We start from the raw sequence: 24206 nt of genomic DNA, 5'->3' as shown, positions 1-24206 counted from the left end.
GAGGGTGGCTCAAACCTCGGACTAGACCTTTTCTAGAGTCGATCTTTGCGTATGATGGTTTGGCCATAAGAATTGTAGCTTCTATTACTGGAAGGAAAGGAATGAGCGAGATTACAGGGACTCCGGTTTCACGCATGCGTCGTTGGGGTGTGCCGTTGTTAGTGGTTGTGTTGACGGCGTTGGTGGTTGTGGCATTAAACATGGGCGCAAGCCGAACGGAGCGACAAACAGGAGCCGCCCCGTTGCCTCTGGTGGCCACCCAGGTGGTCAAGCTTGGTAGCTATCGGCCCCGACTACAGCTCTACGGACGTATTGAATCACCCAGCCGGGTCACCTTAACCGCGCCCATTACTGCCTTTATTGGAGTGGTTCCTGCCCGAGAAGGCAGCAGAGTCACTAAAGGAGACCTGCTGGTTGCGCTGGATCCCAGGGATGCGGAACTGGCATTGAAACAGTCCCGGGCCGAGTTGCAGGATGTCGAAGCGCGTATCAACGCGGAATACACTCGTCATGATTCCGAACAGGAGTCTTTGCAGCGCGAGCGGCTGTTGCTGGCAATAGCCCAACGCAGTGTCGAGCGACAACGCTCCCTGCAAAATAAAAATCTCAGCTCTAAAACCCAGCTCGATGAAGCGCTACGGAGCGAAGCTGTGCAAGCGCTCGCGGTTACCCGTATAGAGTTGAATCTGGCTGACCATGCTAACCGCCTGGCACGATTGCAAGCACAGGGAGCGCGTTATACCGCCGCCGTGGAAAAGGCTGCGCTCGACCTGTCGCGTGCTCGGGTGAAAGCACCCTTCGATGCGAGGGTGTTATCGGTGCCCGCCGCCAGGGGCGCTCGGGTCAAATCCGGTGATGCGCTGGTGGCCCTGTTCGATGTCAGTCAGTTGGAAATACGGGCCCAGATACCAGCGCGTTACCTGACTCGTTTAAGGGTAAGTTTGCGTCAGGGACAAAAAATAACCGGGCAGGTCGCCGTTGATGGCGAGACCTGGGCTGTTCAACTGGATCGTCTTGCAGCCGCCGTTGATGCTGGCCGGGGAGGGGTCGATGCCCTGTTTTCTATCTCAGCCGGAGACCGCAATTTTATGGAAATCGGCCGTACGGTGGTGATCGATATTAATCTGCCGGCCGAAGATAATCTGATCGCTGTACCGGCGCAGGCTATTTATGGTGATCGACGTATTTATCGTATTGTTAATGATCAATTGCAGTCTGTAGAAATTACCAAAGTTGGCGAATGGCAGGACTCCGAGGGGCAGTGGATATTGTTGAAGTCGCCAGCATTGTCTAATGGCGAAAACCTAATGGTCACTCAGTTGCCGGGTGCCATTAGCGGCATGAAAGTGTTGACGGCTGCGTCTGATATTGATGGACAGCAGCCATGAGTCGAAAAAATGAAGACAACGTACCCTCCGGTTTTTTATCGGTCTTTGCCAGTCACAGGGTTGCGTCAAACCTGCTGATGGGATTGATGATTCTGGCAGGACTCTGGGCTTTGCAGCGACTCAATACCCAGTTTTTCCCCGACTTCGAGATCGACCTGATTACCGTTAATGTTGTCTGGCGAGGGGCCAGTGCAGAGGATATCGAACGCGCCATCACCATACCGATTGAACGGGAGTTAAAAGGCGTCAGTGGCGTAGATAAAAGTTTTGCCAAATCCAGTTCGGGAGTCAGCACGTTTTATCTGGAGGTGGATAAGGATAGCGAAATTGGTCTGGTGCTCGATGATGTCAAACAGGCCATCGATTCTGTGACCAATCTGCCGGAAGATTCCGAAGAGCCGGTGGTGCAAAAAATTACCCGCTATGAGTCAGTTGCCAAAATTCTGGTCACCGGCACTGACACCCAGTCGGAATTGGTACCACTGGTGTATCGGCTGGAACGGGAGTTGCTGGCGCTGGGAGTGCGCAAGGTCAACTTTACCGGTATGCCGGAAGAGGAGATCGCCATACAGGTTGCGCCACAGCAATTGCATGATCTGGGGTTAACCCTGGAAGAGGTCGCCGACCTGGTTCGTCAACGCAGTCGAGACCTGCCTGCAGGCACGGCAGGACGTAAGGAAGGCTCGCGTATGGTGCGAAGCCTGGGGCAGGAGCGCAGTGTCGGTGGTTTCGAATCCTTACCCTTGCTCGTTCAAGAAAATGGGGCTTTGGTACGCCTGGGGGATGTGGCACAGATTGAACGTCGTCCCCAGGATGGTGAAAGCTATATCACTTACCAAGGCAAGCCCGCCATTCAGATGTCGTTAATGCGAGCCAAGCGGGATGACACCCTGGAATCGGCCCGTTTGATGAATGAATGGCTGGAGCGGAAACGCCTGGAGCTTCCCGAGAACATCCAGCTGATCGTTTATGATGAAAGTTGGACCTATCTGAAAGATCGCATTGACCTGTTGCTGAAAAATGGTCTGGGTGGCTTGATTCTGGTGATTGGCATTTTGTTTCTGTTTCTCAATGTCAGGGTGGCCTGGTGGGTCACCGTTGGCATACCGGTTTCGTTTTTAGCCGCACTGGCTGTGCTCTACTTGAACGGTGGCAGTGTCAACCTGATCAGCCTGTTTGGTTTGATTATGACGCTCGGCATTATCGTTGATGATGCGATTGTAGTCGGGGAAAATACGCTGGCGCGTTTGCAGGAGGGGGACACGCCTCTGCATGCCTCAATCAGTGGTGCACGGCGCATGTTGGCGCCAGTGGTGGCATCGTCGATGACGACCATCGCTGCGTTTCTGCCCCTGCTGATGATTGGCGGCAATATCGGCAATATCCTGATCGATATTCCTACGGTGGTTATCTGCGTCATTATTGCGTCACTGGTGGAGTGTTTCCTGATCCTGCCGGGTCACCTGCGCCACAGCCTGAAAAATGAAAAGGCACCAAGCCGATGGCGGCAGCGATTCGATGGTCGCTTCGATCAGTTTCGTGAAGAGCGTTTTCGTGGTTGGGTACGTCGTTTTATTGCGCACCGGGCCACCACGATTACGACGGCCTTTGCACTCTTTGTCTTGAGTCTTTCGTTGTTGTCTACCGGCTGGATCAAGTTTACCTTTTTCCCCACCATTGATAGCACTGTTGTTAATGCCCGGGTTCAATTCAGCATCGGTACATCCGAAGAGGAGGTCAATCGATTTCTGGATTATCTCGAAATCAAACTCTATGAAACCGATGACGCGCTGGGAGGAGATCTGGTCGTCCATGCGATCTCAATGCACAAGCAGGGTCTGGTGGATGACTTTACTGGCCTGTTCGAAAAAGGCGATGAGTTTGGTGCTCTCAAAGTGGAGATAGTATCGGCCGATGACCGCGATTTCACCAATCAACAAATCATTGACGACTGGCGGTCACGCATAGAGCTGCCTCCGGGAATTGAAAAATTTTCCATCGCCCAGCAGCAAGCCGGTCCGCCGGGTAAACCCATCGAGATCAAGTTGGTGGGGGGCGATGTGGTTGGTCTCAAGGAGGCATCTCTGGCTCTGCAAAAGGACTTAACGGCCTTTCAAGGAGTGAGCAATGTGGATGATGACCTTCCCTATGGTCGCGAGCAAATTATCTATCGCCTGAAGCCGGCGGCTCAAACCCTGGGTTTGACGTTGCAGGCGGTAGGACGTCAATTGCGTTCGGCCCTCGATGGTCAGTTGGTGCAGGTTTTTCATGACGCCAATGCCGAGGTTGAAGTTCGAGTGGTGTTGCCCGATGCTGACCGGGACTATCTGAACCGATTGCGACAGATGCCCTTTATCTTGCCCAACGGTAGCACCGAACTTCTCGATAATGTAGTGGAGTTCAGTAGCCGTCAGGGAATTGATAATTTAAACCGGGTGGATGGTGAGCTTGCGGTATTGGTGACCGCCGATGTTGACGAAAATACCGGAAATGCCGATGAAATTATCGCTCAAATGAAAGAGGGGACTTTTCCCCAGTTGGTGGACCGTTTTGGTGTTCGCATCGAATTTGAAGGACGCAGCGCCGAACAGCAGGAAACCATTGCCGATATGCTGAGTGGTCTGGTGCTGGCGTTATTGCTTATCTATATTATTTTGGCCTGGGTTTTTTCTTCTTACTCCTGGCCGATTGCGGTCATGCTGGCGATTCCTTTTGGTATTACCGGGGCTATTTTTGGACATTTGATTATGGGACTGGATATGACGATTCTGTCACTATTCGGGGTGTTTGGCCTGACCGGTATCGTGATAAATGATTCCATCGTATTGATCAGTTTTTACCATGAGCTACGAGAGAAGGGGTGGACCATTACCGAGGCAATTGTTGAGGCGGCCTGTAAACGATTACGTGCTGTCCTGTTAACCTCCCTGACCACCATTGCAGGCCTTACTCCCATTTTGTTTGAAACCTCTTTGCAGGCTCAGTTCCTGATCCCTATGGCAACCTCCATCGTGTTTGGATTAGCCTTTGGTACCTTCCTTATATTGTTAGTGATACCTGCTCAGTTAATCGTGATCGAAAGTTTGACGGCGAAGTTTCGAGCTCACCGTCATATGCAACAAGTACAAAAGGGCGCTGCCCGGGATGCATTGGTATGAAAAAAACAGGATTGCCTGCGTTGTTGTTGATGGGAAGCGTGGTTACCGCTCCCTTATTTGCTGCGGCACCACAACCCCAAACCCTGAACGAACAAAACCTGCACAGTACTCGCATGACCTTGTATCCTGGACAGGCCTGGATAGAGCAATCCTACGGAGTTGATTTAACCAAAGGTGATCACCGGATTGCGATTAAACCCGTTAGCGATCAATTGCTGTTTGAGACCTTGCAAATTCGCAGTGAGAATGGGCAGGCGGACCAGATCCAGTTGCAGCGCCAACCCCTGAATAATGAAAATTTTTATCGTGGCCTGCTGGGCCAGCCAGTGCTGCTTTACCAGAATGGCGATATGCAAGCACCCGCGCATAAAGCCGTATTGAGTGATTGGCAAGGCAGCATCGGCATTGCCACGCTGGAGAATGGTTCTCAGCGCATGGTCGATCTGCATGACCCGAATGGTTTGAGGGTTGCGACCCGGGATGAACACTTTGCTGAACGCAGTTTTCTTCCTCAGCTGAGTGCTCGTCTTCGCCAGGCAAAGAGCGGCGACGGACTGAGCTTGCGCTATTTCAGTCGTGGCATTGGTTACCACCTGCAATACCAGTTGCATGTCGATCATAAACGCCAACGCATTTCTGGTCGGGCGGTGAGTGTCTTGACCAACCAGACGAATACTGACTATCCCGGAGTAAAACTGGTGCTGGCCAGCGGCGATACGGGTGCAGGTCAATCGCGTATGCCAAAGCGTATGATGATGGCTGAATCTGCCATGGCGGATGGTGGCGGATCAGCAGCACCGGAAGCCATTGGCGAGCTAAAGTTTTATCCGGTAGAGCAACCTCTGGATTTGCCCGCCTACTCGGAGCAGCAGTTTACCCTGCTCAGTTTTAACGATCTGAAATATACCGATCATTATCAACTGGATGTGATGGGCATGCGCGCACCGGGTCGTGCTGAACACCCGAGGAAAATGTATCAGTTTACGGCCGACAGAAATCTTCCCGCGGGTGAGCTGCGTATGTTCGATAAAGATGCCAAGGGCCAGTTACAATGGATTCTTTCCGGCCAGCTGGAATCCAGGGGGGAACAACAGAGCGTACTGCTACGTGCCGCCGAAGCTTCGGATATTCTGATCGAGCGTGAAATGGTGCAACAACAGCGTCTGGACCGTAATCTGGGGCAGGTCGAATGGCGATTGAAGCTGTTCAATAGCAAGGCCGATGCGGTCTGGCTGCACGTGCAGCATCGGGATCATAATCTACGGGCATTGATTGTGGGTAAAGATGCAGAGCAACCTACTGCAAACCTGATACGTTTTAAGATGCCTCCCGGTGAAAGTGAGCTTCGTTACACGGTGAATTATCAGCAGTAGCGAATGCTCGACACCGTTTTTTCCACAATTGGGTGAATACCCGCAACGGGAACAGCTATGAACACACGGTTTAAATCGGTTGTTGTTCTGACGGGTGCGGGGATTTCCGCCGAGTCGGGCATTCGAACCTTTAGGGCATCCGACGGGCTTTGGGAAAATCACCGTATCGAAGACGTTGCGACTCCGGAAGGTTTTGCCGCTAATCCCCGTTTGGTTCAGCAGTTTTATAACGATCGTCGCGAGCAACTGGTGTCAGGTGATGTTCATCCCAACGCTGCCCACCAGGCGCTGGCAGAATTTGAGGCCCGCTTTAAGGGTGATTTCCTTCTGGTGACGCAAAACGTCGATAACCTTCATGAGCGCGCAGGCAGTCAGTCCCTGTTGCATATGCACGGTGAGCTGCTCAAAGCCCGTTGTCAGCGCTCTGGCACAATACGTGAGCAACTGGGGCCACTGACCATGGAGGATCGTTGTGACTGCTGCGAAGAGCAGGGCAGTCTGCGGCCTCATATCGTCTGGTTTAATGAAGTTCCGTTGTATATGGATCGGATCTACGAAGCACTGGCGCAATGTGACCTGTTCGTTGCCATTGGCACCTCGGGCCATGTGTATCCGGCCGCCGGTTTCTTCGACGAGGCTCAGCGCCATGGTGCTCATACGGTAGAACTGAACCTGGAGCCCTCCAAGGTGGCCAGTGGCTTTAGCGAGCAACGTAACGGCCTGGCCAGCGATTTGGTGCCCGAGTATTTTTCCCAGCTGTCTTAACCAAGGGATTATGTTGATACATTGGTAACAGCTTTGCAGGTGTCTTTGGTTAAAAAATACCCAGCTCCAAGCTTTGTATTCCTGTCGGTTTGCCTTTGCATGGGAGTTGTTATAGAGTAGCGCCCGCTGTTGTCGGAGCATCTATCATTGTTCCAGCATCGGCCTGTTGGTGAGGTGTCCGAGTGGCCGAAGGAGCACGCCTGGAAAGTGTGTATACCGCAAGGTATCGAGGGTTCGAATCCCTCCCTCACCGCCATAACCCATAAAAAAAGCCCGCTTTTTAGCGGGCTTTTTTTATGGGTCAACGACAGCGATGCGGGCGTTGATAAGAACCCTCCGGTTCGAACCGAGCGCAGCGAGGCAACGCCGGAGGTACGACGGCGGCCCCGAAGGGGTGAGGCGCTGGCGACGAATAATCCCTCCCGAACAGCACCAGTACTTATCAAATCATCTACCTCTCGACGCTTTTTAGCGGGCTTTTTTATGGATCAACGGCAGCGATGAGGGCGTTGATAAGAACCCTCCGGTTCGAACCGAGCGCAGCGAGACAACGCCGGAGATTCTACGGCGGCCCCGAAGGGGTGAGGCGCTGGCGACGAATAATCCCGACCGAACAGCACCAGTACTTATCAAATCATCTATATCTCGACGCTTTTTAGCGGGCTTTTTTATGGATCAACGGCAGCGATGAGGGCGTTGATAAGAACCCACCGGTTCGAACCGAGCGCAGCGAGATAACGCCGGAGGTACGACGGCGGCCCCGAAGGGGTGAGGCGCTGGCGACGAATAATCCCTCCCGAACAGCACCTCTATTTAACAAATCATCTAGCTCTCGACGCTTTTTAAGCGGACTTGAATGATAAAGCCCATACCGCCACAAGTTCTGCGATGGTATGGGATTAGATCAGTGCTTGAATCGTTTGATTTCACCGCTTTTTAAGCGGGACAAGTACGAGTGTAAGTCGTCCTTAACCAGCGACATCAAAAAGTAGAGACCGATGATATTGACTACGGCCATAGCGAATATAGCGGCATCCGAGAAATCAATAACTGGGCCAAGGTTGGCTGCGGCGCCGATAACCACAAAAACACAGAACAGTAACTTAAACACTAACTCCGTGTTTTTACCTTCCCCAAACAGGTAGGTCCAGGCTTTTAATCCATAATACGACCAGCTGATCATGGTGGAGAAGGCAAACAGTACAACAGCGACCGCTAGTACATAGGGAAACCAGCTCAGTGCCGATGCAAACGCAGCCGAGGTGAGTGCAACCCCAGAAGAGCCGTCGGCGGTTATGATATGTCCGTTGTCGCCAACCAGATAGAGCCCGGTAGCAGGATCTGAAGTGAGCTGGCCGGTGATAATAATCACCAGAGCGGTCATCGTGCAAATCACCACAGTATCAATAAACGGCTCAAGCAGAGACACCAAACCCTCGGTAATGGGTTCTTTGGTTCGTACTGCTGAGTGGGCAATGGCGGCAGAGCCTACGCCGGCTTCGTTTGAGAAAGCTGCACGCTTAAAACCCTGAATGAGTGCGCCAACCAGACCGCCGGCAATCCCTAGCCCAGTGAAGGCACCGACAAAAATCTGTTCAAAAGCCCAACCTACTTTATCGATATTCATCAATATGATGATCAGTGCTGCAGTCACGTATAGAACCCCCATAAAGGGAACCACTTTTTCAGTGACTCTGGCGATGGATTTGATACCGCCAACGATGACCGCAAAAACGATAAGCGCAAAAATAACACCGGTGATCCAGCCGGGGTAACTGCCTACAATGCTGCTGATTTGCGCGTGGGCCTGGTTCGCCTGGAACATATTGCCACCACCAAAGGAACCCAGGATACAAAAGACGGCAAACAGGGCTGCTAGAGGTTTACCTCCGGGAATACCTTTTTCCTTGAAACCTTTGGAAATATAATACATGGGACCACCAGACACCGTCCCATCGGGGTATTCATTCCGATATTTAACACCCAGGGTACATTCGGTGAATTTCGACGCCATTCCCATCAGACCGGCAAGAATCATCCAGAAGGTCGCTCCAGGACCGCCAATGCCAACAGCGACCGCGACACCGGCAATATTACCTAAACCGACAGTGCCTGACAGTGCCGTGGCCAGGGCCTGAAAGTGGGAAACTTCTCCCGCGTCCTGCGGGTCGGCGTAATCGCCTTTAACCAAGGATATCGAGTGCTTGATAGCGCGGAATTGAATGAACCCGAAATAGAGTGTGAAGATGGTGGCCCCTGTGACCAGCCAGAGCACGATCCAGGGGAAGCTGGTACCGGGGAGTGGCGCAAAAATCAGGCTTACAAACCACCCCGTTGCCCATGAAAATCCTTCATTCACCGTCTGATCGATACTACCTTGAGCCAAGACGAGTGGACTTTGAACGACGGTCAGGAGGGAGATGATTGCGCAATATATTATTTTTGTAGATTGCATAAGTAATCCTCAATTTACGACAGTGACGGGGACACTGGCGTTCATGACCAGTTTTGCGGTTACGCTGCCAAATAGTTTTGCGGCCAGTCTTGTATCTGTCGATCGAGCGACAATGATCTGTTCGGCTTTCTCTTTAACGGCTTCTGAGTCTAATAGTTCCGCTGCATCACCATGCAAGACTCTTCCGGTGGCAGTATAGCCTTCTGACTTGAGGGCCGATAATGCGGGCGATATAACCCGTTCTGTTGCTGTTTTGATCTCCTGTTCTCTGCGCTTATGGCGTTTGGCATTTTCTTCGGGTGTTTGAAAACTGTAGGGGGACCATTCGATGATATAAACCACCTCAATGGCACAGTCACCGATCAGTGTTGATAGCTTCTTTGCGTGTGCCAGGGCTCGTTCTCCAGGCTCGCTTCCATCCAGTCCAACAATGAGTTTGGTTGTCATATTTACCTCCTCCTGTATGCACTGTAATGATAGTCCTAAATTTTGAAACGAGTGGAGTTGTACTGAAAAGCCTCAGCAGCCAGATTTTCTGGCTGTTGGCAGCGTTTGCAACGGTTGTTAGAAAAGGCGTTGGCCGTGTTTTATCAGGACGGGCGGCCTATGTTCGAAAAGGCTACTTGGTTCCAAAACCTGGAAGGGAGGTAAGAAAATGGGCAGCATTGAATGCAGCAGGATGGTTATTGTCGGTTACTGGTTTGCGCTAATACGATCTATGTAAGAAAGCCAGTTTTTGGCTCGATCTTTGGTAGCTTCACTGTTATTCAAGGAACGGAAAATCGCTTTGGCTGCCGTAAATTCTTTCAAATGTGTCAGGCTAATAGCTCTCATAAGCCGAAGCTGCGCGTCTGAATTTTTTTGGGAGGCTTCAAGCAAGCTCGCTGCGGCCAAGCGCCATTGGCCATTTTGATAATAGAGGCGTGCAAGCTGTGACTGCCATTCAGGCTTAGGCTCGACCCTGAGTAATGCTTGATAGGCTTTGATCGCACGCTCAGGTTCGTTGGCCTGCAACCAAAGACTCGCAAGCAGTTTTAAATTTTTACTGTTTCCAGGAACATGCTCTTTCTTAATACCCAGGCTCAAGACCTCGGCGGCCTTAAAGGGGATGCCCTGATTATAGAAAAGCTGGGTGATCTGTTTGTAGTCCCTGGTCTTTGTCAGCCAGCCTTTGGCAAAGGGAATGCGTAAACTGCTTAACGCCGCTTTTTCATCACCGACCATAAGTTGAAATGCCCCCAGGCGACGCCAGTCACTGGGATCGTCAGGGAAACTGTGTAACAGCTGTTTTTGAAAGGTGATCGCCTGCTTCCAGCGCTTTAGGTTGGCACTGGCGGCAACACGTAAACGGTGCCAGTTGAGGGGCGGCGCCGAGTGGCTTGCAATGGCCTGACTCGAATAGTCAATCGCTTCAAGCCAATTCTCGGTGGCAGAAAAGGATTGCGCGATAATGATGCGGTCGTTACTGCTGACACGTTCTGGGTGCTGATGTGCCCAGGTGATTAACTTTTGTCGGCAGGGCAGCCACTCTTCAACACTGCAATGGAGTTGTCCAATTGCATGCAATAGTTGGCTGTTGGCCTCTTTGCTTAATTCGCCGGATTGATAAGCTCTAATAAAATGTTGTAGCGCGTGTTTATGGTTGTCTTGTTGCAGGGAAATTTGCCCATGATATTGAGCTGTTAATGCCAATAGGTACGAGTTTTTGGTGTTTTTATCCAGCTCAGACAAGAGTTTTTTTGCCTCTTTCCAGGAGGATTCGGCGATTAACTTTTCGACTTTGGTGAGCTGTTGATAAGCCCCGGGTGAGAGTTGCGATGCAGTTACAGCCGTGCTGAATGAAATACTCAAACCAAAGACAAGGGTGAAGATAATATTGATTTTATTCATTTTTTGGGGAGCTGAAAAAGGTAGGTTTTCTGGGTGCGGTAGGCGACGGTTTGACCGTTTTTCGTCATGGTTTCAAACTTCGATCGTTTGATGGAGCGTATTACCGAAGAAGAAAAGAGCGCTGCAGGTTCTTCGTCAATGATCTTAATGCTGTCGTCTTGGGCGTAACCCTTTGTGCCAACAATAAACTCTGCGGTTACACGGCCTTCAATTTTTCGTCGTAAGGCCTTGGAGGGATAGCGCGGATCGATGCGTTTTACGATGCCAGGGTTATTCTGAAAGGGTGTCAGGTTCAGGTTGTCGGCGATCTGAGGAGGCCCTTGGTTGGCCAGGCTGCTGCTTAGCTGAACATTGACTGCAAAATCGATCGTTGGCACTGACAATGTGGGCGCCTGGATATCGAGATCGACCGCCTTGGTGGTAGTGGGGTCAGCTGGATTAAAATCGCTGGGTTGCTGGATGATCTCCTCGGGTTCCGGTATCTGCCGGTTGCGATACTCGGGTGCGCTTTCTTTGGCAACCAGCAAAAAGTTGAGTGCGGGAGAACCACTTTGCTTGTCGAATGCATGATCACGAACATCGGTCAGTGATGCCAATATTTTAAACACCAACAGGCACAGCAGCAGGGCCAGCGGTATGGCGAGCAAGCAGCGTACAAAGGTGGCGTGTCGGCTGATGGGTAAAGCGGGTAAAGGACGCATCGTGACTAGGGTTTTACCGTAGAAACAGAATAGGGGATTTCGGCCAGGCGCAGTTGATCGATCAGAGCTACCAGTTTGCCGGTGCTGGATTCTTCGTCTGCTTGAACCATCGCGCTAATGTCCGCCTGTTCGACTTTCATACGCTCGAGTGCGGGTCGCACCATTCGTATATCGATGGGCTTTCGGTCGAGCCAGATCTCTTCCTCAGCCGTCAGGGCGATGATCACGGCGGTTTTCTTTTGTGCTTCGCTGGTTTCTGCCGTGGGACGGTGAACATCGACACCGGCTTCAACAACAAATGAGGTCGAAACAATAAAGAAGATCAACATAATGAATACGACGTCCAGCATCGGGGTCATATTGACTTCGGCTTCTTCAGCCTGTTCACCCAGGAGTATTCTTTGACGCATTGTGGTTCCGATTAATTCTAAGTGTGGTTAAGCTGCAAACCGGTCTTGATATTAAGCAGGGCTAGTTGCTCTTTATCGGACCAGCGCTTCAAACGGCCGTAGAACAGCAGCCCCATAACGGAGATAGCGATGCCTGCCATGGTCGGGAAGGTGGCACTCGCCACCCCGGCAGCCATCAATCTGGGGTTGCCTGTGCCGTGTATTGCAAGGCTCTCAAATACCTGGATCATTCCGGTTACCGTACCGGTGAGGCCGATCAATGGGCACAGGGCGATCAAGGTTTTAATCAGCGGTAAGGAGGTATTCAGGGCGATGTTCAGGTCGACTATCTGGCTGATTTTCAGGCGCCAATCGAGATCACTCTCAAGGTGCTGATTTAATCGCAGTTTCAAAGGTTGATAATCCTTAAAGCGAAACAGTACCCGTTCGAGGATTAATAACAGCATCAAAAAACACGCGAGAAGAATGCCATAGAGCACCCAGCCTCCGGTGTGAAAGAACTGTTCCAGTTCAAACCACCAGGGGTTCCAGTCAGGCAGCATGGAGATCACTCTGCTTGTTGTGAACGGATGCGGGCTGAGCATACAACGCCATGGCCGCAAGACTTTTGCCCTGCAATAACTGCATCAGGCGGCGTCCACGGGCGGCTAACAGACTGTGGCTAAACAGCACGGGAACGGCCACCACAAGCCCAAGAACCGTTGTCATCAGCGCCTGAGAGATACCGTTGGCCATCAGCTTGGGGTCGCTGGTGCCAAACAAGGTGATGCTTTGAAAGGTGGCAATCATACCGACCACGGTACCCAGTAAGCCCAGCAAGGGAGCAACGGCGGCCAGCAGTTTCAGGAAGCTTTGACCGCGTTCCAGTCTGGGCAGTTCTTGCAGTAGAGATTCATCCATTTGCATTTCCAATGCATTCTGGTTGTTTTCTCGTCGGGCGTTTTCGGCGGCGATCAGGATGCGCCCCAGAGGATTGTTTTCGAGGGGGGTGGCAAGCCGGTTGAGTTGCCGTTCAACCGCAATTTCGGTCAGTAGTAAACGACAGATCTGGTAGAGCGCCACCAGTAAGCCCAGCACGCCGATGGCAATAATTAACCAGCCAATGCTTCCCCCCTGTTTGATGCGTTCCAGCAATGAGGGAACGCGATCAAGCAGGGCAAAGAGCTCTCCACGGGTTGGGTCCAGCAATACATTGGTGGGTTGCCGTGCTAGGGATTGCGGCGTCGTGCTGAAATTGCCTTGGGGTTGGGTCGGTAGTACTTTCAAGGCCTGTTGCTGAATGTCCCAGGCCAGGTAGTTGCCCGTTTCGTCGATGGCGGAAAAAGTCCCAAAGCGAATGACGTTTTGTTGTTGCTGGGAGCCGTCGGCGCCAATTACCGGTGTCGAAAATTGCGCTTTTTCCCCGGTGGCCTTCATCTCGGTAACCAGCTGTGCCTGCAGGGTTTTAAAGTCATTGATGGTGGGAATGCGCTTCGACTCGGCGAACAACAGTGTTTGCGCGCGCCCGGGATGATCCGCGCTGGTCAAAGAGTCTTGCAGCATGGGAATCAGTTCCAGCGTGTGCTCTTTGGTGACACCAAAGACTTCACCCAGGGTACCGGCCTTTTGCTTAAGCTGGGTTTCCAGCTCCGCAAGCCGTTGCTCGTTCGCTTCAAATTGAGCCTTGAGTTTAACCTGTAGAGCCTCGGCTTCGCTGACCCGTTTTTCACTGGCGTTGAGAAGGCGTGCCTGCTCTTGTTGAGCCAGCGCGAAAAGCTTCTCACGTTGTTGGTTTATCGTCGCATCCTGTTGACTGATGGTTTCAGCAGTACGCAACAGTCCAGCGTCATTAAAAGTAGTGGCTTGGGTACTGTTAATGGCTGCCAGGCTAAGTAGCACAGGGGCGCCAAGGCGAAGAAGCGTCGATGCGTTGAAAGTGAACATGAGTGTAGCCTTATGGTTGTTCAGCGTGACTGGCAAGGGGAGGGAGGGGGAGTGACAACAGTTCGGGTACTCGCCGTTGCTGAGCAATCTGGATCGCTTTGCTCAGAGCCAGATTTTGCTCACTATCGAGCGCTCGCCAGGTGTTTTCCTCGGGCATCCAGAGCCCCCCCGCTTGCCCATTCAATGACTGGTAATAGAGTGCTGTACGCCCCATACGAAAGAAGTTGACGTGATTTTTCTGGCCGTCGATAACCAGAGAATCGCTATAAGCTTCTATGGTGCGCCCATAACCGATCTCAACCAGATAGGCTTCGAGCAACTGGCGGTATTTTTCTGCGACACTGACGTCAGCTCGATCGAGCAAGCGCGCCAATTTTTCCAGGCGCTGTTGACGCTCGCCCTGGAGGAAGGGCAGGTCATTGTTGACCAGCACGTTGAGCTGATCCGTCATCGTCTTGAGCATGGGCAGCATAAATTGTTCTGTCTTATCGATGGACTCTATTTGAGCCAACAGATCTTTTTCTTCCTGATGTTGAGCATCGATAAGGCGGCTGAGCTGGCGGTTATAGGCTTCGGTTAAATCCGCTTGTTGCACGTTGGCAAGGTGCTGATCGACCATTTGCTCTGTTTTGGTCGATATTTTGTCAATTTTGACTTGGGATTTTGCCGCTCCACTGTGGCTTTGTGCGGTAACACTCAGGCTTTTGTCGAGGCTGTTGGGGGCGGCCAGGGCTGTTTGGCCAAAAAGACTGCAACCGAGTCCTGCCAGAAGCAGAACGCCAATCTTGGCCATGCTTTTCTGCCTCAAGGCTGAGCTTTCCGGGCTGGATTTCGAGCGAGATAATGATGGCGTTTTGTGGAGATCTGTACAGAACATTAGCGGTTTGTGTCTCGGTCATCAATGAGAATGATTATTGTATTCATTCCTATCTTTGTTGTACAGTGGCGAAATTCTTGGGGTGGGTCGCCAGAAATCATCAGCAGCCAAGGATTAATCTTCGGCGGTTGGCGTCAGTTTTCCCGTCAAAAAATTACATATTCATTCGAATCTAAGGTGCGAAAGTGGGGTATCGAAGTACGACTTCCCTCGAAGCCGACTGCTTTGCCGATCGGGATGGCAAGAGCGATAAGGCTACCGAAGGTATGGGTAAGAACACGGCCGTGAAACCTGCCAAAAAGCGATTGACGGCTCACCGAGCATCTTATCTGGTACACAGCTTTATCGGGCTCAAGCTGTCGCTACTGTTCAGTGTGGTTTTGGTGACAGGTGCCATCGCGGTGTTTGCCGAAGAGCTGGACTGGCTGATCTATTCAGAAATGCGTGCTACAGCGGTCGGCGACAAACTCAACGAAGGCGAAGTATTTGATCGCATGCAAGCAGCCTTTCCGGGGGTAGGCCTCACCGGGTATTCAACCGCTGCAGACCGTAAATACACCGCCGCTCATGCCATGATGACCTTGCCCGAAGGCGGCTTCAAAAAGGTTTGGGCCGACCCGTACACGGGGGATGTCAATGGGGTTACCGAGTTTCTGACCGTCGGCGAGTTCTTTTCGATTTTGCACCGAAATCTCTTTATGCCGTTGATTGGCAGGGCCATGGTCAATGTTTTCGGCGTGCTCTGCCTGATTGGGTTGATTACCGGATTGATTTCGTATCGGCGTTTTTGGCGCGGTTTTTTTACGCTGCCGCGATGGCGCGCTAAACCTCGCGTATTTCTTGGTGATCTGCACAAATTTATTGGTTTGTGGTCACTTTGGTTTGTCCTGATTATCGGTGTTAGCGGCAGTTGGTGGTTTTATCAGAACCCTCTGGTGAAATATGATCTGGCGCCACAATTTATTCCCTCCAAGGTGATTGATCCGGGATTAACCCGTGATGATTTGGCTCGTCTGGGGCGGGGAGTTCCTGAGCCATTGAGTTCGCAGGCGATTGTTGATGCCGTCAAGGCCCACGATCCGGAGTTCAAAATTCATTTTCTGGTGCCCCCTGAACACAACGGCATGGCCTACACGGTGCGGGGTACCAAGCACGATCTGCTCACCCCCAAGTGGACCAGTAGTTACTTTGTTAACCCGTTTACCGGCGAGATCATTGGTGAGCGTCTGGCGGAAAATTTGTCGGCACTGCAGCGCGTCGACTGGGCCATGGTCCCCCTGCATTACGGCACCTGGGGCTATGATGGGATTGGTGATCTGCTGGTCAAAATTGTGTGGTTTGTTTTTGGCCTGGCGATGGCCGGGTTATCCATATCGGGCATGATTATTTTTTATCAGCGTACACGCAATGCTGTGCAGAAAACCCTGCCTGATACTGACATCAAGCGAAAGCTGAAAAAAACCTGGTTTGTACTACGACCCTGGGGTGGTCCTATGGGAGGGTTTAAGTACCTTAATTGGGCTTTTCTGGCTGTGATCGCGATTGGCATCAATATTGGCTTCAAAATACAGAGCGAAGGTACTTCGGGTTCCGGTTACCAATACATTTCGCAAGACATTGGCGCCTGGACAATTTCCCTGAATGCGACACTGGGTTTGTTGGAAAAGGATCTGGACCCTATCCAGCCAGGTCGAGCGACTACCTTATCTGCGTTTATCAAGTCTGGTGATCCTGAGGCGATCAAATTTATGTACCTCAATACCCGAAAACCTCGTACCAATAGGGCGCCGGGCAGTGTAGTTCACGGATCAATAGGTTTCTTGCATGCCAATCTGCCGGTTCCAAAAAGCCTGAAACAAGAAGCGCGATTGTGGCTGACCATCGAGGATTGGGATGGCAATTTTTATCGTACCTCATGGCCTCTGATGCCCGATGGGCAAGCAACGCTGGATCTTCGAAAAAGCGCTGAGCTAACGAATGGCTTGGCCAGCAATGCTGATCTTTCTGAATCATCTGAAAAAGGAAGAATGTGATGATTTCTCTGGTAAGAAAGGCGGTAACCGCACTGCTTTTAGTGATGGGGAGTTCAAATCTTTATGCTCATTACCCCATTCTTGACTGCCGCTATGAAGCTCATTCGAATGCGATTGAAATGATTGTCTGTGAGGCGAGTTTTTCTGATCGATCTAAAGCCCCGAATGTGCTGATGGAAGTGATTTCTGAAGATGACGAAATCATTTTATCTGGAAAGACCGATGAGGCATCTGTGTTTCGGTTTGAGCGTCCAGAAGGTGGATTCTTTATTATTATGGATGCAGGGCCTGGCCACGTTTTGGAAATATCAAACGAAGAAGTTGTTGAGATATAACCTGTGGGTGCCAAGCAAAAGAACGTTAACGATGCGGTTATCGAAGTCGTGGTTCCCTGGAACGGAAAAACCGAGGATCGGCTGGTTTTTTTCTCGATGACCCTCATTGTCGTCCTGGCCGTTGTGCTGTTGCGATGGTTATATCCCTCCCAGTCGGCTGTTTATTCGGTTGTGCCCGATGAGCTTCGTCAGCCCCTCACAGCCTTGGGGAATGCGGCGGAAGAGCTGTTGTTGCTGCGAGAAATAGAAGGACAATTGCCACTATTGGATGGGCTATCCCAGCGGGGGATTGAGCCTTTTTTTACTCGCCCTATGGCTGGTTCGCAAGAAATAAGCTGGCAGCAAAACGGACCCTGTTATCTGGCGACCTTGCAGGCTGGTGACAGCTTCTATCAAATTCGTTTGCTGATCGCCAAGGCCGGCGCGGAGCCAGCCTATCAACTGAACTGGCGCGACAGCCCAAGCATTGAGCCCGGCACTGAACACAGCACCGAGCAACAAAGTGCCTGCTCTGCTGGAGAATGGCACCAGCTGCCAAACAGCAATCACCATCAAAAGGATCATCATGAAGTGTCTTGATGTCATGCGCTGGCTGCGATTGACTCCCTTACTGCTGTTGTTGGTAACTGGTGCTGCGCGAGCAGAATTGACGATCGGTATCACGTTGCATCCGTATTACAGCTATGTCAAAAACATCGTGCAAGATAAAGCGGTAGTGACCCCCTTGATCGAAGCAGGCTTTAATCCCCATGCCTACCAGCTATCGCCAGCCGACTTGAGCCGGTTGAATTCGATGGATGTGCTTGTGGTTAACGGCATAGGGCACGATGAATTTGCCATGGAAGCGGTTAAAAAGCTGAAGCTGCCAAATCTGACATTGCTTTATGCGAATCAGGCTGTTCCGTTGATCAGTAAGGCCAATGGTAAAAAACACAATCCCCATACCTTTGTCGCGATCGATGCCGCGATTCGACAGGTTTACACTATTGCGCGTGAACTGGGAAAGCTGGATCCGGAAAATGCTCAGTTTTTCCTGCGCAATGCTTTTGCCTATGCCAAGAAGTTGCGGGTCATTAAACAAGCCGCTATGGCTGATATCAGTCGCATCAATTTGAGCCAAATTCGTATTGCCAGTACCCATAATGCGTATGGCTATCTACTGCAAGAATTTGGTATGACGGTGTCGGCAGTCGTTGAGCCCGCTCATGGTGTTTCGCCCAATGCTTCCCAGCTGCAAGAAACAATTAACAAGATTCGGGCGGCTAACGTACATATTCTGTTTACCGAGTTGAATATGCCCAACCGATACCTTGATGTGATCGAAAAAGAAACCCGATCCCGGCTGTTCCATTTTTCCCATATGACCTATGGTGATTATCGCGAAGATCTGGTTGAAGTGGATATGCAACACAACCTGGAAACGCTGGTGACAGCTTTACATTTCGCAGCAGAGCAAGTTTCCCCATGATTGCTGACCTCTTATACGGACCGCGCATTGTGTTTGCAGGGGTCAGTTTGAAACAGGGGCAGAATATTCTACTCAAAGATATCAGCTGTGAGTTCAATGCCGGGCAATGGCATGGTGTTGTTGGCCCAAATGGTGGCGGTAAAAGTTCCTTATTAAAAACGATGCTGGGGTTAAAACCCCATACGGGTTCCATTCGGATTCACTGGCCGTCTTTGGCCTGTGAGAGTGCGTCGGCGAAAGGCGCGGGCATTAAGGGCAAGTTTACCAAGAGTAGCCGCAAAAGAAGTCGAATCGGTTATGTTCCCCAACTGATGCCTTTTGATGTCAGCCTGCCGGTTTCTGTTCGGGATTATGTGTTGATGTCTCTATCACACAAGCCCCTGTTTTTCTCGCGACGTTTGCCGCCCCTAGTGATCCAGGCTCTGGATCAAGTAGGTTTGCACAATAAACTCGAAAGAAAACTGGGCGATCTGTCCGGTGGCGAACGGCAGCGATTGATGCTCTGTTGTGCTTTATTACATCAGCCGTATCTGCTCATACTGGATGAGCCGATGACTGGCCTCGACAGGCAGGGGCAAGATGAGGTCGTTGCGATCCTGATGCAATACAGGGAATCGGGTGGAACCATTGTGATGGTCGAACACGATTGGCAATTGGTTGATACGCACTGTGATCAGGTGTTTCTGATCGACAAGGGGTTGAAGCAAACAGGGCATCAAGGGTGTTTGGCCGAGTATTCCACTGCATCAGGCGAACCCGGGAAGGTAGCCGATGGATCTCTTTCTTCACCGGTTTTAGTACAGAACTAATATGGAATCTATTTATCTACAATTTGCCAGCTGGGTTGGACAGGGTTTTCTGCCGCCGATGTTTGCTTATGAATTTTTAATCAATGCCTTGTTGGCTAGCCTGATGATCGGCCCCTTGCTTGGTTTATTGGGAACCCTGGTGGTGGTCAAGCGTTTGGCTTTTTTATCCGAAGCGGTGGGGCACAGTGTGTTGACGGGCGTCAGTATTGGCATTCTGTTGGGTGAGCCGGTTGAGGCGCCGCTTATCAGCTTGTTCAGTTTTTCGATGCTGTTTGCACTGTTACTGCAGTGGATCAAGGGAAGAACCACCATTCACTATGATGCGCTGATCGGTGTTTTCCTTTCCTTTGCTCTGGCGATGGGTGCAGCCCTGTTATTGTACGTGGCCAAGCATATCAATGCGCACCTGATCGAGCAGGTGATGTTTGGCTCAATTCTGGTGGCTTCGGTGACAGACCTGATCATGCTGGCGGTTATCTGCACTCTGGTTGCGTTACTCTGTTATCGCTATGGGAATTTTGCCTTTCTGGTTGCGGTATCGCCGGAAGTGGCTCATAGCCAGGGCGTGAATACCCGTGCTCATGACTACGCCTTTGTCACCATGATCGCTTTGATTACGGTTGCCTCCGTCAAAATTATTGGCGCTATTTTGGTTGGAGCTTTGTTATTAATTCCCGCCGCGAGTGCGCGACTGGTGGCCTCTGACCTTAAGCAGCTAATCATTCTTTCCGTATTTTTCTCCACAACCGCAGCGGTTCTGGGTGTGTTGGTTCCGATGTATGGTCAGTGGCCGGTATCCGCTGGCCCTGCCATTATTCTGTTTGCATGCGGTTGGTTTCTTATCTGCCTTGTCTATAGGCAGTTTTTTTCTACCGTTCTGGTTGAGGCCTGAGTTATGCCATCTGCGCGATATTTGAGCTTTGCCACGCCGACCCTTGTACGAACAATGATTGTCAGTTTAATGATTGGCGCATCAGGCTATGCTCGTGGTGCCAACGGTTCGGTTGATGACAACTTGCTGTTGGTGACGGCCGTGCCTGTTATTTTTAGCATGGTGGAGGAGCTGACCCGTGATACGGCGATTGATGTCAGCTATCTACCGCCTGATAACTATTCGATAAAGCGTATTCCGGGCTGGTTAAATCGAACAAGCCCCGATGATTATCCGCGTGCAGATGTTGTTGTCGGTATGACCTCCGTCTGGCCTGATGTTGACCCCTATCCGGCACTGCGCTTGCGCAATATCGGTGTGATCTATATTGATGCCGCCCAGGCGCTGGTGCCGGGTGGTGAACGTGTAGCAATTACCTCGGGACAGAGTACCGACGATCTGGAATATTTTTGGTTAAACCCGGCCAATGCGCTGGTGATGCTGGGTATTATTCAGCGTGATCTTGAGTCGGTTGTAAGCCAGGGTCATTTCAACCCTGAGCGTAAGGCTGCTCAGATTCAAATTTTGAAGAATAATTATCAGCAAATAGGCGCTCAGCTACGCAGCATGCAGTTAACGCTGGGTCAAAAATTGATGAACTTTCAGGTTATGCAGGTGGTTGCTGACAAAGGGGAGTTGTATGGGCTGGCTGCGGCAACACTGCTGCCCATTGTCGATAACTATCAGGCTACGGTTGAAGGCGTGCCCAGACTCTGTCTTACCAGTAAAAGACCCGGGCATAAGCAGCTGCGGGGGTTGGATAAATCCGTTTTGATCTGGCATGTCGATGATTTCGGCAAATTGCGCAAAGGCAGTTTTACCCAGCGTTGGCAAGCCATGATCGAAGGGTTGTCTCAGAGGGTTGACCTCTAATTATTAGCACCCTCATGTATCGAATCCTAAACCTATTTCCTTGGGTTTAGAGTGAGTATTCATATCACTGCCTTCTTCTCAATTCTATATATATTAAATAATAATAAGACTTGTTCTCATTCTCCTTTGTGTTAGTGTACGCGCATTCAAATACTAACCTCGGGGGAGGGGAAATGTTCAAGTTGAATAAGTTGTATGCCGCCATTTTGTTATCGGGGCCCTTGGCTACAGGGCTGGTGATGGCGCAGGAGAAATCGACTGAACAGGCCGCAACAGATAAGGAAACCATTGTCATCAAGGGGCAGAAAATTGAGCGTTCCTTACAAGACACGGTCGAATCGGTTTCGGTATACAGCGGCGAAAATCTTGAGGACGGAAATTTAACGGACTTTTTTGACCTGACCAATAAAACCGCCAACTTTACTCGTAATGGCAGCTTTTCCTATTCGATTCGTGGGGTGTCCAGTTTGGGGCCTGCCGGCGGTTCAACCGCCAGCAGAACCATCAGCGTGGTAACCGATGGGGCGACATTGACCAATCGCGCTGCACAGGCTCGGGTTATCTCTACCTGGGATATGGAGCAGGTGGAAGTCTTGCGTGGCCCACAATCGACCAACCAGGGGCGAAACGCACTGGCGGGTACTGTTATTCTCAAGTCCAAAGATCCGGAATTCGAAAGCAGTGGTCAGTCAAAAGTGACCTATGGTGAATACGGCACTTATCAGTTGGCAGTGGCCCAGACTGGCGCTATCACCGACAATTTGGCCTTCAGGATTGCGTTGGATCGTCAGGCGAGCGACGGGTTTATCGACAACCAGGTGCTGGACGATAACGAATGGAGTTCGGTCAAGACCGATACCTTCCGGGGTAAATTACTCTATCAGGCAGACAATGGCTCTGAATGGTTGTTTACGGTTACCGATATTAACTACGAAGAAGACGGTGACGATAACATTTTATTTGATGCCTATAAGCGAAAAGCCTACGACAACTACGACAGCAAGCGCGATACCGATGTCAGAAACTATATTCTTGAAGGCACCATTCCTCTGAATTCAGATTTCAGTTTGACCTCGGTAACCAGCTACAGCAACTCCAATTTTTTCCGCGATTCTGATGGCGATAGTTTCCAGACCCTAACCGGTGACGGTACCATCGGACAGGATCTGGACGAGTACATTTTGTCCCAGGATCTGCGTGTTAACTTTGAAGGCGACGATCTGAGTGCGGTGGTCGGCATCTATGTGGCCAAAGGGGAGAGCGATGGTGATGTCACTAGTGACGGTATTGACTTCACTTCTGCTTTTGAAAGTATTTTGGGGCCACTGCCTGCCGGATCAGCATTATTGACAACTTCGGGTACATCAGATGAAAAATTCGAAAATTACGCCGCTTATTTCAATGCTGATTACCAATTTGCCTCTGATTGGACCCTGTTGACAGGATTACGCGTCGATTATGAAGAGCGCAGCAGTGATAACACCAATAATGTCGTTCATTCTGAATATGGTACGGGTTACGGCGGGGTATTACCTGGCCCTCCGTTTCCAACCTGGGGTGATGCTTTAGCCTTTCTAAATGGCAGCGGAAAAGACGAAGATGACTTTTTGGTCTTCTTGCCCAAAGTGGGGTTAAAGTACGACATCACAGCGGATATGAGTGTTGCTGCCACTTTTCAGACGGGCTATCGTTCGGGCGGTGTGTCGACCAATCTGGCGACCGGAGCGGCCACCTCCTATGACGAAGAAACCACCGATAACTACGAACTCTCATTGCGTTCGGCCTGGTGGGATGATCGTTTAATTGTGAACGCCAACCTTTTTTATGTTGACTGGAAAGACATGCAGGTTGATGTCCAATTGTCTGCGGGTAACCCTTACGATACTGAAATTCAAAATGCGGGAGAGGCCCATCTTTGGGGCGGCGAAATTGAAAGTACCCTGCAAGCCACCCCGGAAATTTCTTTTACGGCCTCTCTGGGTTATGTCGAAACTGAATTCGATGACTTTGAATCTACCCCGGAGAATGAAGGTAATGAGTTTGCCGGTGCTCCGGATCTTACCGCCAATTTCGGCGCCACCTATCGCAATTATATGGGCATTTTTGCCACCGGTAACATCAGTTATGTTGGCGATGCCTACGTTCAGGCGGATAACGAAATCGAGCGTGATTCCTACAGTCTGGTGAACGTTAAACTGGGCTATGAAGCCGCTGACTGGAGCGCCTATGTGTTTGCGGACAATCTATTGGACCGTGACTACAAGTTGAATGAGTTTACGACTCAGCTGCCCAACAACACTCGAGCTTATGAGGTGGGTGCTCCCAGGTTGGTTGGTATCGCGGCTAACCTGTATTGGTAGTCGACATGTAATATCACAGCGGCGATCGATGCGCCGTTGTGATATTCAGGGTTGTCTAGTCCAGCACCGCCACGGCATCGACTTCAAACAACATGCCATCCAACGCTAATCTGGGTACCGGCACCAGAGTTTGAGCGGGTAGGGTATCTCCGAATAATGATCTCAGGTGCTCAGTCATAGTCGTTAGTCGATCCGGGTGGTAATCGACTACATAGGTCGTGATCTTTGTCACCTGCTCGGGTTTGGCGTTGACCGCATCCAAAGCGGTTTTCAGATTGGCGTAAGCCTGCTTAAGGCACCTCTGATTAATTCAGATGAACTCTGGCTTTCAGGCGAATCCAGAATCGCGGCACGTCTTTGCCGTAAGGTCTAGACCTTTCAAAAAGGCGTAACAAAGAGTCTGGGTTCGCCTGAAAGCCCCGTAGGGCGGTCCTAAAATGGTTTCTCTCGGTGTTGA

The 24206-nt window shown here is 50.9% G+C and carries 21 protein-coding genes, 1 tRNA gene and 3 other RNA genes; 16 read left to right on the top strand and 9 right to left on the bottom strand.

What is annotated here, in order from left to right:
• Positions 1 to 101 precede the first annotated feature (101 nt).
• From MIB40_RS13530 to MIB40_RS13495, 8 genes are all read left to right on the top strand, one after another.
• Positions 102 to 1388, top strand: coding sequence for an efflux RND transporter periplasmic adaptor subunit (locus tag MIB40_RS13530; RefSeq protein WP_249695191.1), 1287 nt, complete (start codon positions 102 to 104; stop codon positions 1386 to 1388).
• Positions 1385 to 4546 (top strand): efflux RND transporter permease subunit, encoded by a 3162-nt coding sequence (locus tag MIB40_RS13525; RefSeq protein ID WP_249695189.1) that lies wholly within the window; start codon positions 1385 to 1387, stop codon positions 4544 to 4546. The genes MIB40_RS13530 and MIB40_RS13525 overlap by 4 nt, the downstream gene beginning before the upstream one ends.
• On the top strand, positions 4543 to 5919 hold the full coding sequence (locus MIB40_RS13520; protein ID WP_249695180.1) for a DUF4140 domain-containing protein: 1377 nt from the start codon (positions 4543 to 4545) through the stop codon (positions 5917 to 5919). The genes MIB40_RS13525 and MIB40_RS13520 overlap by 4 nt, the downstream gene beginning before the upstream one ends.
• Before the next feature lie 57 nt (positions 5920 to 5976).
• On the top strand, positions 5977 to 6684 hold the full coding sequence (cobB, locus tag MIB40_RS13515; protein ID WP_249695178.1) for a Sir2 family NAD+-dependent deacetylase: 708 nt from the start codon (positions 5977 to 5979) through the stop codon (positions 6682 to 6684).
• A gap of 168 nt (positions 6685 to 6852) precedes the next feature.
• Positions 6853 to 6940 (top strand) — tRNA-Ser (locus MIB40_RS13510).
• Between the two features lie 45 nt (positions 6941 to 6985).
• Positions 6986 to 7117: non-coding RNA, RtT sRNA (locus tag MIB40_RS13505), on the top strand.
• Positions 7118 to 7175: 58 nt separating this feature from the next.
• A non-coding RNA gene (locus MIB40_RS13500) (RtT sRNA) lies at positions 7176 to 7300 on the top strand.
• A 59-nt stretch (positions 7301 to 7359) separates the two neighbouring features.
• A non-coding RNA gene (locus MIB40_RS13495) (RtT sRNA) lies at positions 7360 to 7491 on the top strand.
• Positions 7492 to 7588: 97 nt separating this feature from the next.
• On the opposite strand, the gene MIB40_RS13490 is transcribed toward MIB40_RS13495, so the two are convergent.
• From MIB40_RS13490 to MIB40_RS13455, 8 genes are all read right to left on the bottom strand, one after another.
• Complete coding sequence (locus tag MIB40_RS13490) at positions 7589 to 9043, bottom strand: alanine/glycine:cation symporter family protein (protein WP_249695177.1); 1455 nt, start codon at positions 9041 to 9043, stop codon at positions 7589 to 7591.
• 105 nt (positions 9044 to 9148) lie between these two features.
• Positions 9149 to 9586 (bottom strand): universal stress protein, encoded by a 438-nt coding sequence (locus tag MIB40_RS13485; RefSeq protein ID WP_249695175.1) that lies wholly within the window; start codon positions 9584 to 9586, stop codon positions 9149 to 9151.
• 246 nt (positions 9587 to 9832) lie between these two features.
• Positions 9833 to 11029, bottom strand: a complete 1197-nt coding sequence (locus tag MIB40_RS13480) for a tetratricopeptide repeat protein (RefSeq protein ID WP_249695166.1) — start codon at positions 11027 to 11029, stop codon at positions 9833 to 9835.
• Entirely contained in the window at positions 11026 to 11730 is a 705-nt protein-coding gene (locus MIB40_RS13475; RefSeq protein ID WP_249695164.1) for an energy transducer TonB, read from the bottom strand. The genes MIB40_RS13480 and MIB40_RS13475 overlap by 4 nt, the downstream gene beginning before the upstream one ends.
• 5 nt (positions 11731 to 11735) lie before the next feature.
• On the bottom strand, positions 11736 to 12140 hold the full coding sequence (locus MIB40_RS13470) for an ExbD/TolR family protein (RefSeq protein WP_249695162.1): 405 nt from the start codon (positions 12138 to 12140) through the stop codon (positions 11736 to 11738).
• 17 nt (positions 12141 to 12157) lie between these two features.
• Complete coding sequence (locus MIB40_RS13465; RefSeq protein ID WP_249695160.1) at positions 12158 to 12682, bottom strand: MotA/TolQ/ExbB proton channel family protein; 525 nt, start codon at positions 12680 to 12682, stop codon at positions 12158 to 12160.
• Positions 12672 to 14063 carry a MotA/TolQ/ExbB proton channel family protein gene (locus MIB40_RS13460; protein ID WP_249695158.1) on the bottom strand — a complete coding sequence of 464 codons (1392 nt, stop codon included), beginning with the start codon at positions 14061 to 14063 and terminating at the stop codon, positions 12672 to 12674. Before MIB40_RS13460 ends, MIB40_RS13465 begins: the two co-directional genes overlap by 11 nt.
• Before the next feature lie 10 nt (positions 14064 to 14073).
• Entirely contained in the window at positions 14074 to 14856 is a 783-nt protein-coding gene (locus MIB40_RS13455; protein WP_249695156.1) for a DUF3450 domain-containing protein, read from the bottom strand.
• Positions 14857 to 15125: 269 nt separating this feature from the next.
• Here MIB40_RS13455 and MIB40_RS13450 point away from each other — a divergent pair, with 269 nt between their 5' ends.
• The 8 genes from MIB40_RS13450 to MIB40_RS13415 all read left to right on the top strand — a co-directional run bounded on the left by MIB40_RS13450 (position 15126) and on the right by MIB40_RS13415 (position 23749).
• The gene (locus MIB40_RS13450; RefSeq protein WP_249695154.1) at positions 15126 to 16973 is read left to right on the top strand and encodes a PepSY-associated TM helix domain-containing protein; all 1848 of its coding nucleotides are present in this window, start codon (positions 15126 to 15128) and stop codon (positions 16971 to 16973) included.
• On the top strand, positions 16973 to 17308 hold the full coding sequence (locus MIB40_RS13445; RefSeq protein WP_249695152.1) for a hypothetical protein: 336 nt from the start codon (positions 16973 to 16975) through the stop codon (positions 17306 to 17308). Before MIB40_RS13450 ends, MIB40_RS13445 begins: the two co-directional genes overlap by 1 nt.
• Positions 17309 to 17311: 3 nt before the next feature.
• Positions 17312 to 17887 carry a hypothetical protein gene (locus MIB40_RS13440; RefSeq protein ID WP_249695150.1) on the top strand — a complete coding sequence of 192 codons (576 nt, stop codon included), beginning with the start codon at positions 17312 to 17314 and terminating at the stop codon, positions 17885 to 17887.
• A complete protein-coding gene (locus MIB40_RS13435; protein WP_249695148.1) occupies positions 17874 to 18776 on the top strand; it encodes a metal ABC transporter solute-binding protein, Zn/Mn family in 903 nt (300 codons plus the stop codon). Before MIB40_RS13440 ends, MIB40_RS13435 begins: the two co-directional genes overlap by 14 nt.
• Positions 18773 to 19585: a metal ABC transporter ATP-binding protein gene (locus MIB40_RS13430; protein WP_249695146.1), complete on the top strand. Its 813-nt coding sequence runs from the start codon at positions 18773 to 18775 to the stop codon at positions 19583 to 19585. The genes MIB40_RS13435 and MIB40_RS13430 overlap by 4 nt, the downstream gene beginning before the upstream one ends.
• 1 nt (position 19586) lies before the next feature.
• The gene (locus tag MIB40_RS13425; RefSeq protein ID WP_249695144.1) at positions 19587 to 20477 is read left to right on the top strand and encodes a metal ABC transporter permease; all 891 of its coding nucleotides are present in this window, start codon (positions 19587 to 19589) and stop codon (positions 20475 to 20477) included.
• A 3-nt stretch (positions 20478 to 20480) separates the two neighbouring features.
• Positions 20481 to 21389 carry a metal ABC transporter substrate-binding protein gene (locus MIB40_RS13420; protein WP_249695143.1) on the top strand — a complete coding sequence of 303 codons (909 nt, stop codon included), beginning with the start codon at positions 20481 to 20483 and terminating at the stop codon, positions 21387 to 21389.
• 173 nt (positions 21390 to 21562) lie between these two features.
• Positions 21563 to 23749 carry a TonB-dependent receptor gene (locus tag MIB40_RS13415; protein WP_249695141.1) on the top strand — a complete coding sequence of 729 codons (2187 nt, stop codon included), beginning with the start codon at positions 21563 to 21565 and terminating at the stop codon, positions 23747 to 23749.
• Between the two features lie 55 nt (positions 23750 to 23804).
• Here the strand turns inward: MIB40_RS13415 and MIB40_RS13410 are convergent, their stop codons facing one another.
• A complete protein-coding gene (locus MIB40_RS13410) occupies positions 23805 to 24059 on the bottom strand; it encodes a RidA family protein (protein WP_319941673.1) in 255 nt (84 codons plus the stop codon).
• Positions 24060 to 24206 lie beyond the last annotated feature (147 nt).

This window comes from Aestuariirhabdus haliotis (genome assembly GCF_023509475.1).
Taxonomy (GTDB): Bacteria; Pseudomonadota; Gammaproteobacteria; order Pseudomonadales; family Aestuariirhabdaceae; genus Aestuariirhabdus; species Aestuariirhabdus haliotis.
This window is presented reverse-complemented; position numbering and strand designations above follow the sequence as displayed.

Excerpts from the sequence above, each read along its gene's own strand:
- MIB40_RS13530 (WP_249695191.1), top strand. The coding sequence starts at position 102 with ATGAGCGAGATTACAGGGACTCCGGTTTCACGCATGCGTCGTTGGGGT.
- MIB40_RS13525 (WP_249695189.1), top strand. The coding sequence starts at position 1,385 with ATGAGTCGAAAAAATGAAGACAACGTACCCTCCGGTTTTTTATCGGTC.
- MIB40_RS13520 (WP_249695180.1), top strand. The coding sequence starts at position 4,543 with ATGAAAAAAACAGGATTGCCTGCGTTGTTGTTGATGGGAAGCGTGGTT.
- cobB (WP_249695178.1), top strand. The coding sequence starts at position 5,977 with ATGAACACACGGTTTAAATCGGTTGTTGTTCTGACGGGTGCGGGGATT.
- MIB40_RS13485 (WP_249695175.1), bottom strand. The coding sequence starts at position 9,586 with ATGACAACCAAACTCATTGTTGGACTGGATGGAAGCGAGCCTGGAGAA.
- MIB40_RS13480 (WP_249695166.1), bottom strand. The coding sequence starts at position 11,029 with ATGAATAAAATCAATATTATCTTCACCCTTGTCTTTGGTTTGAGTATT.
- MIB40_RS13475 (WP_249695164.1), bottom strand. The coding sequence starts at position 11,730 with ATGCGTCCTTTACCCGCTTTACCCATCAGCCGACACGCCACCTTTGTA.
- MIB40_RS13470 (WP_249695162.1), bottom strand. The coding sequence starts at position 12,140 with ATGCGTCAAAGAATACTCCTGGGTGAACAGGCTGAAGAAGCCGAAGTC.
- MIB40_RS13465 (WP_249695160.1), bottom strand. The coding sequence starts at position 12,682 with ATGCTGCCTGACTGGAACCCCTGGTGGTTTGAACTGGAACAGTTCTTT.
- MIB40_RS13460 (WP_249695158.1), bottom strand. The coding sequence starts at position 14,063 with ATGTTCACTTTCAACGCATCGACGCTTCTTCGCCTTGGCGCCCCTGTG.
- MIB40_RS13455 (WP_249695156.1), bottom strand. The coding sequence starts at position 14,856 with ATGGCCAAGATTGGCGTTCTGCTTCTGGCAGGACTCGGTTGCAGTCTT.
- MIB40_RS13445 (WP_249695152.1), top strand. The coding sequence starts at position 16,973 with ATGATTTCTCTGGTAAGAAAGGCGGTAACCGCACTGCTTTTAGTGATG.
- MIB40_RS13435 (WP_249695148.1), top strand. The coding sequence starts at position 17,874 with ATGAAGTGTCTTGATGTCATGCGCTGGCTGCGATTGACTCCCTTACTG.
- MIB40_RS13430 (WP_249695146.1), top strand. The coding sequence starts at position 18,773 with ATGATTGCTGACCTCTTATACGGACCGCGCATTGTGTTTGCAGGGGTC.
- MIB40_RS13425 (WP_249695144.1), top strand. The coding sequence starts at position 19,587 with ATGGAATCTATTTATCTACAATTTGCCAGCTGGGTTGGACAGGGTTTT.
- MIB40_RS13420 (WP_249695143.1), top strand. The coding sequence starts at position 20,481 with ATGCCATCTGCGCGATATTTGAGCTTTGCCACGCCGACCCTTGTACGA.
- MIB40_RS13415 (WP_249695141.1), top strand. The coding sequence starts at position 21,563 with ATGTTCAAGTTGAATAAGTTGTATGCCGCCATTTTGTTATCGGGGCCC.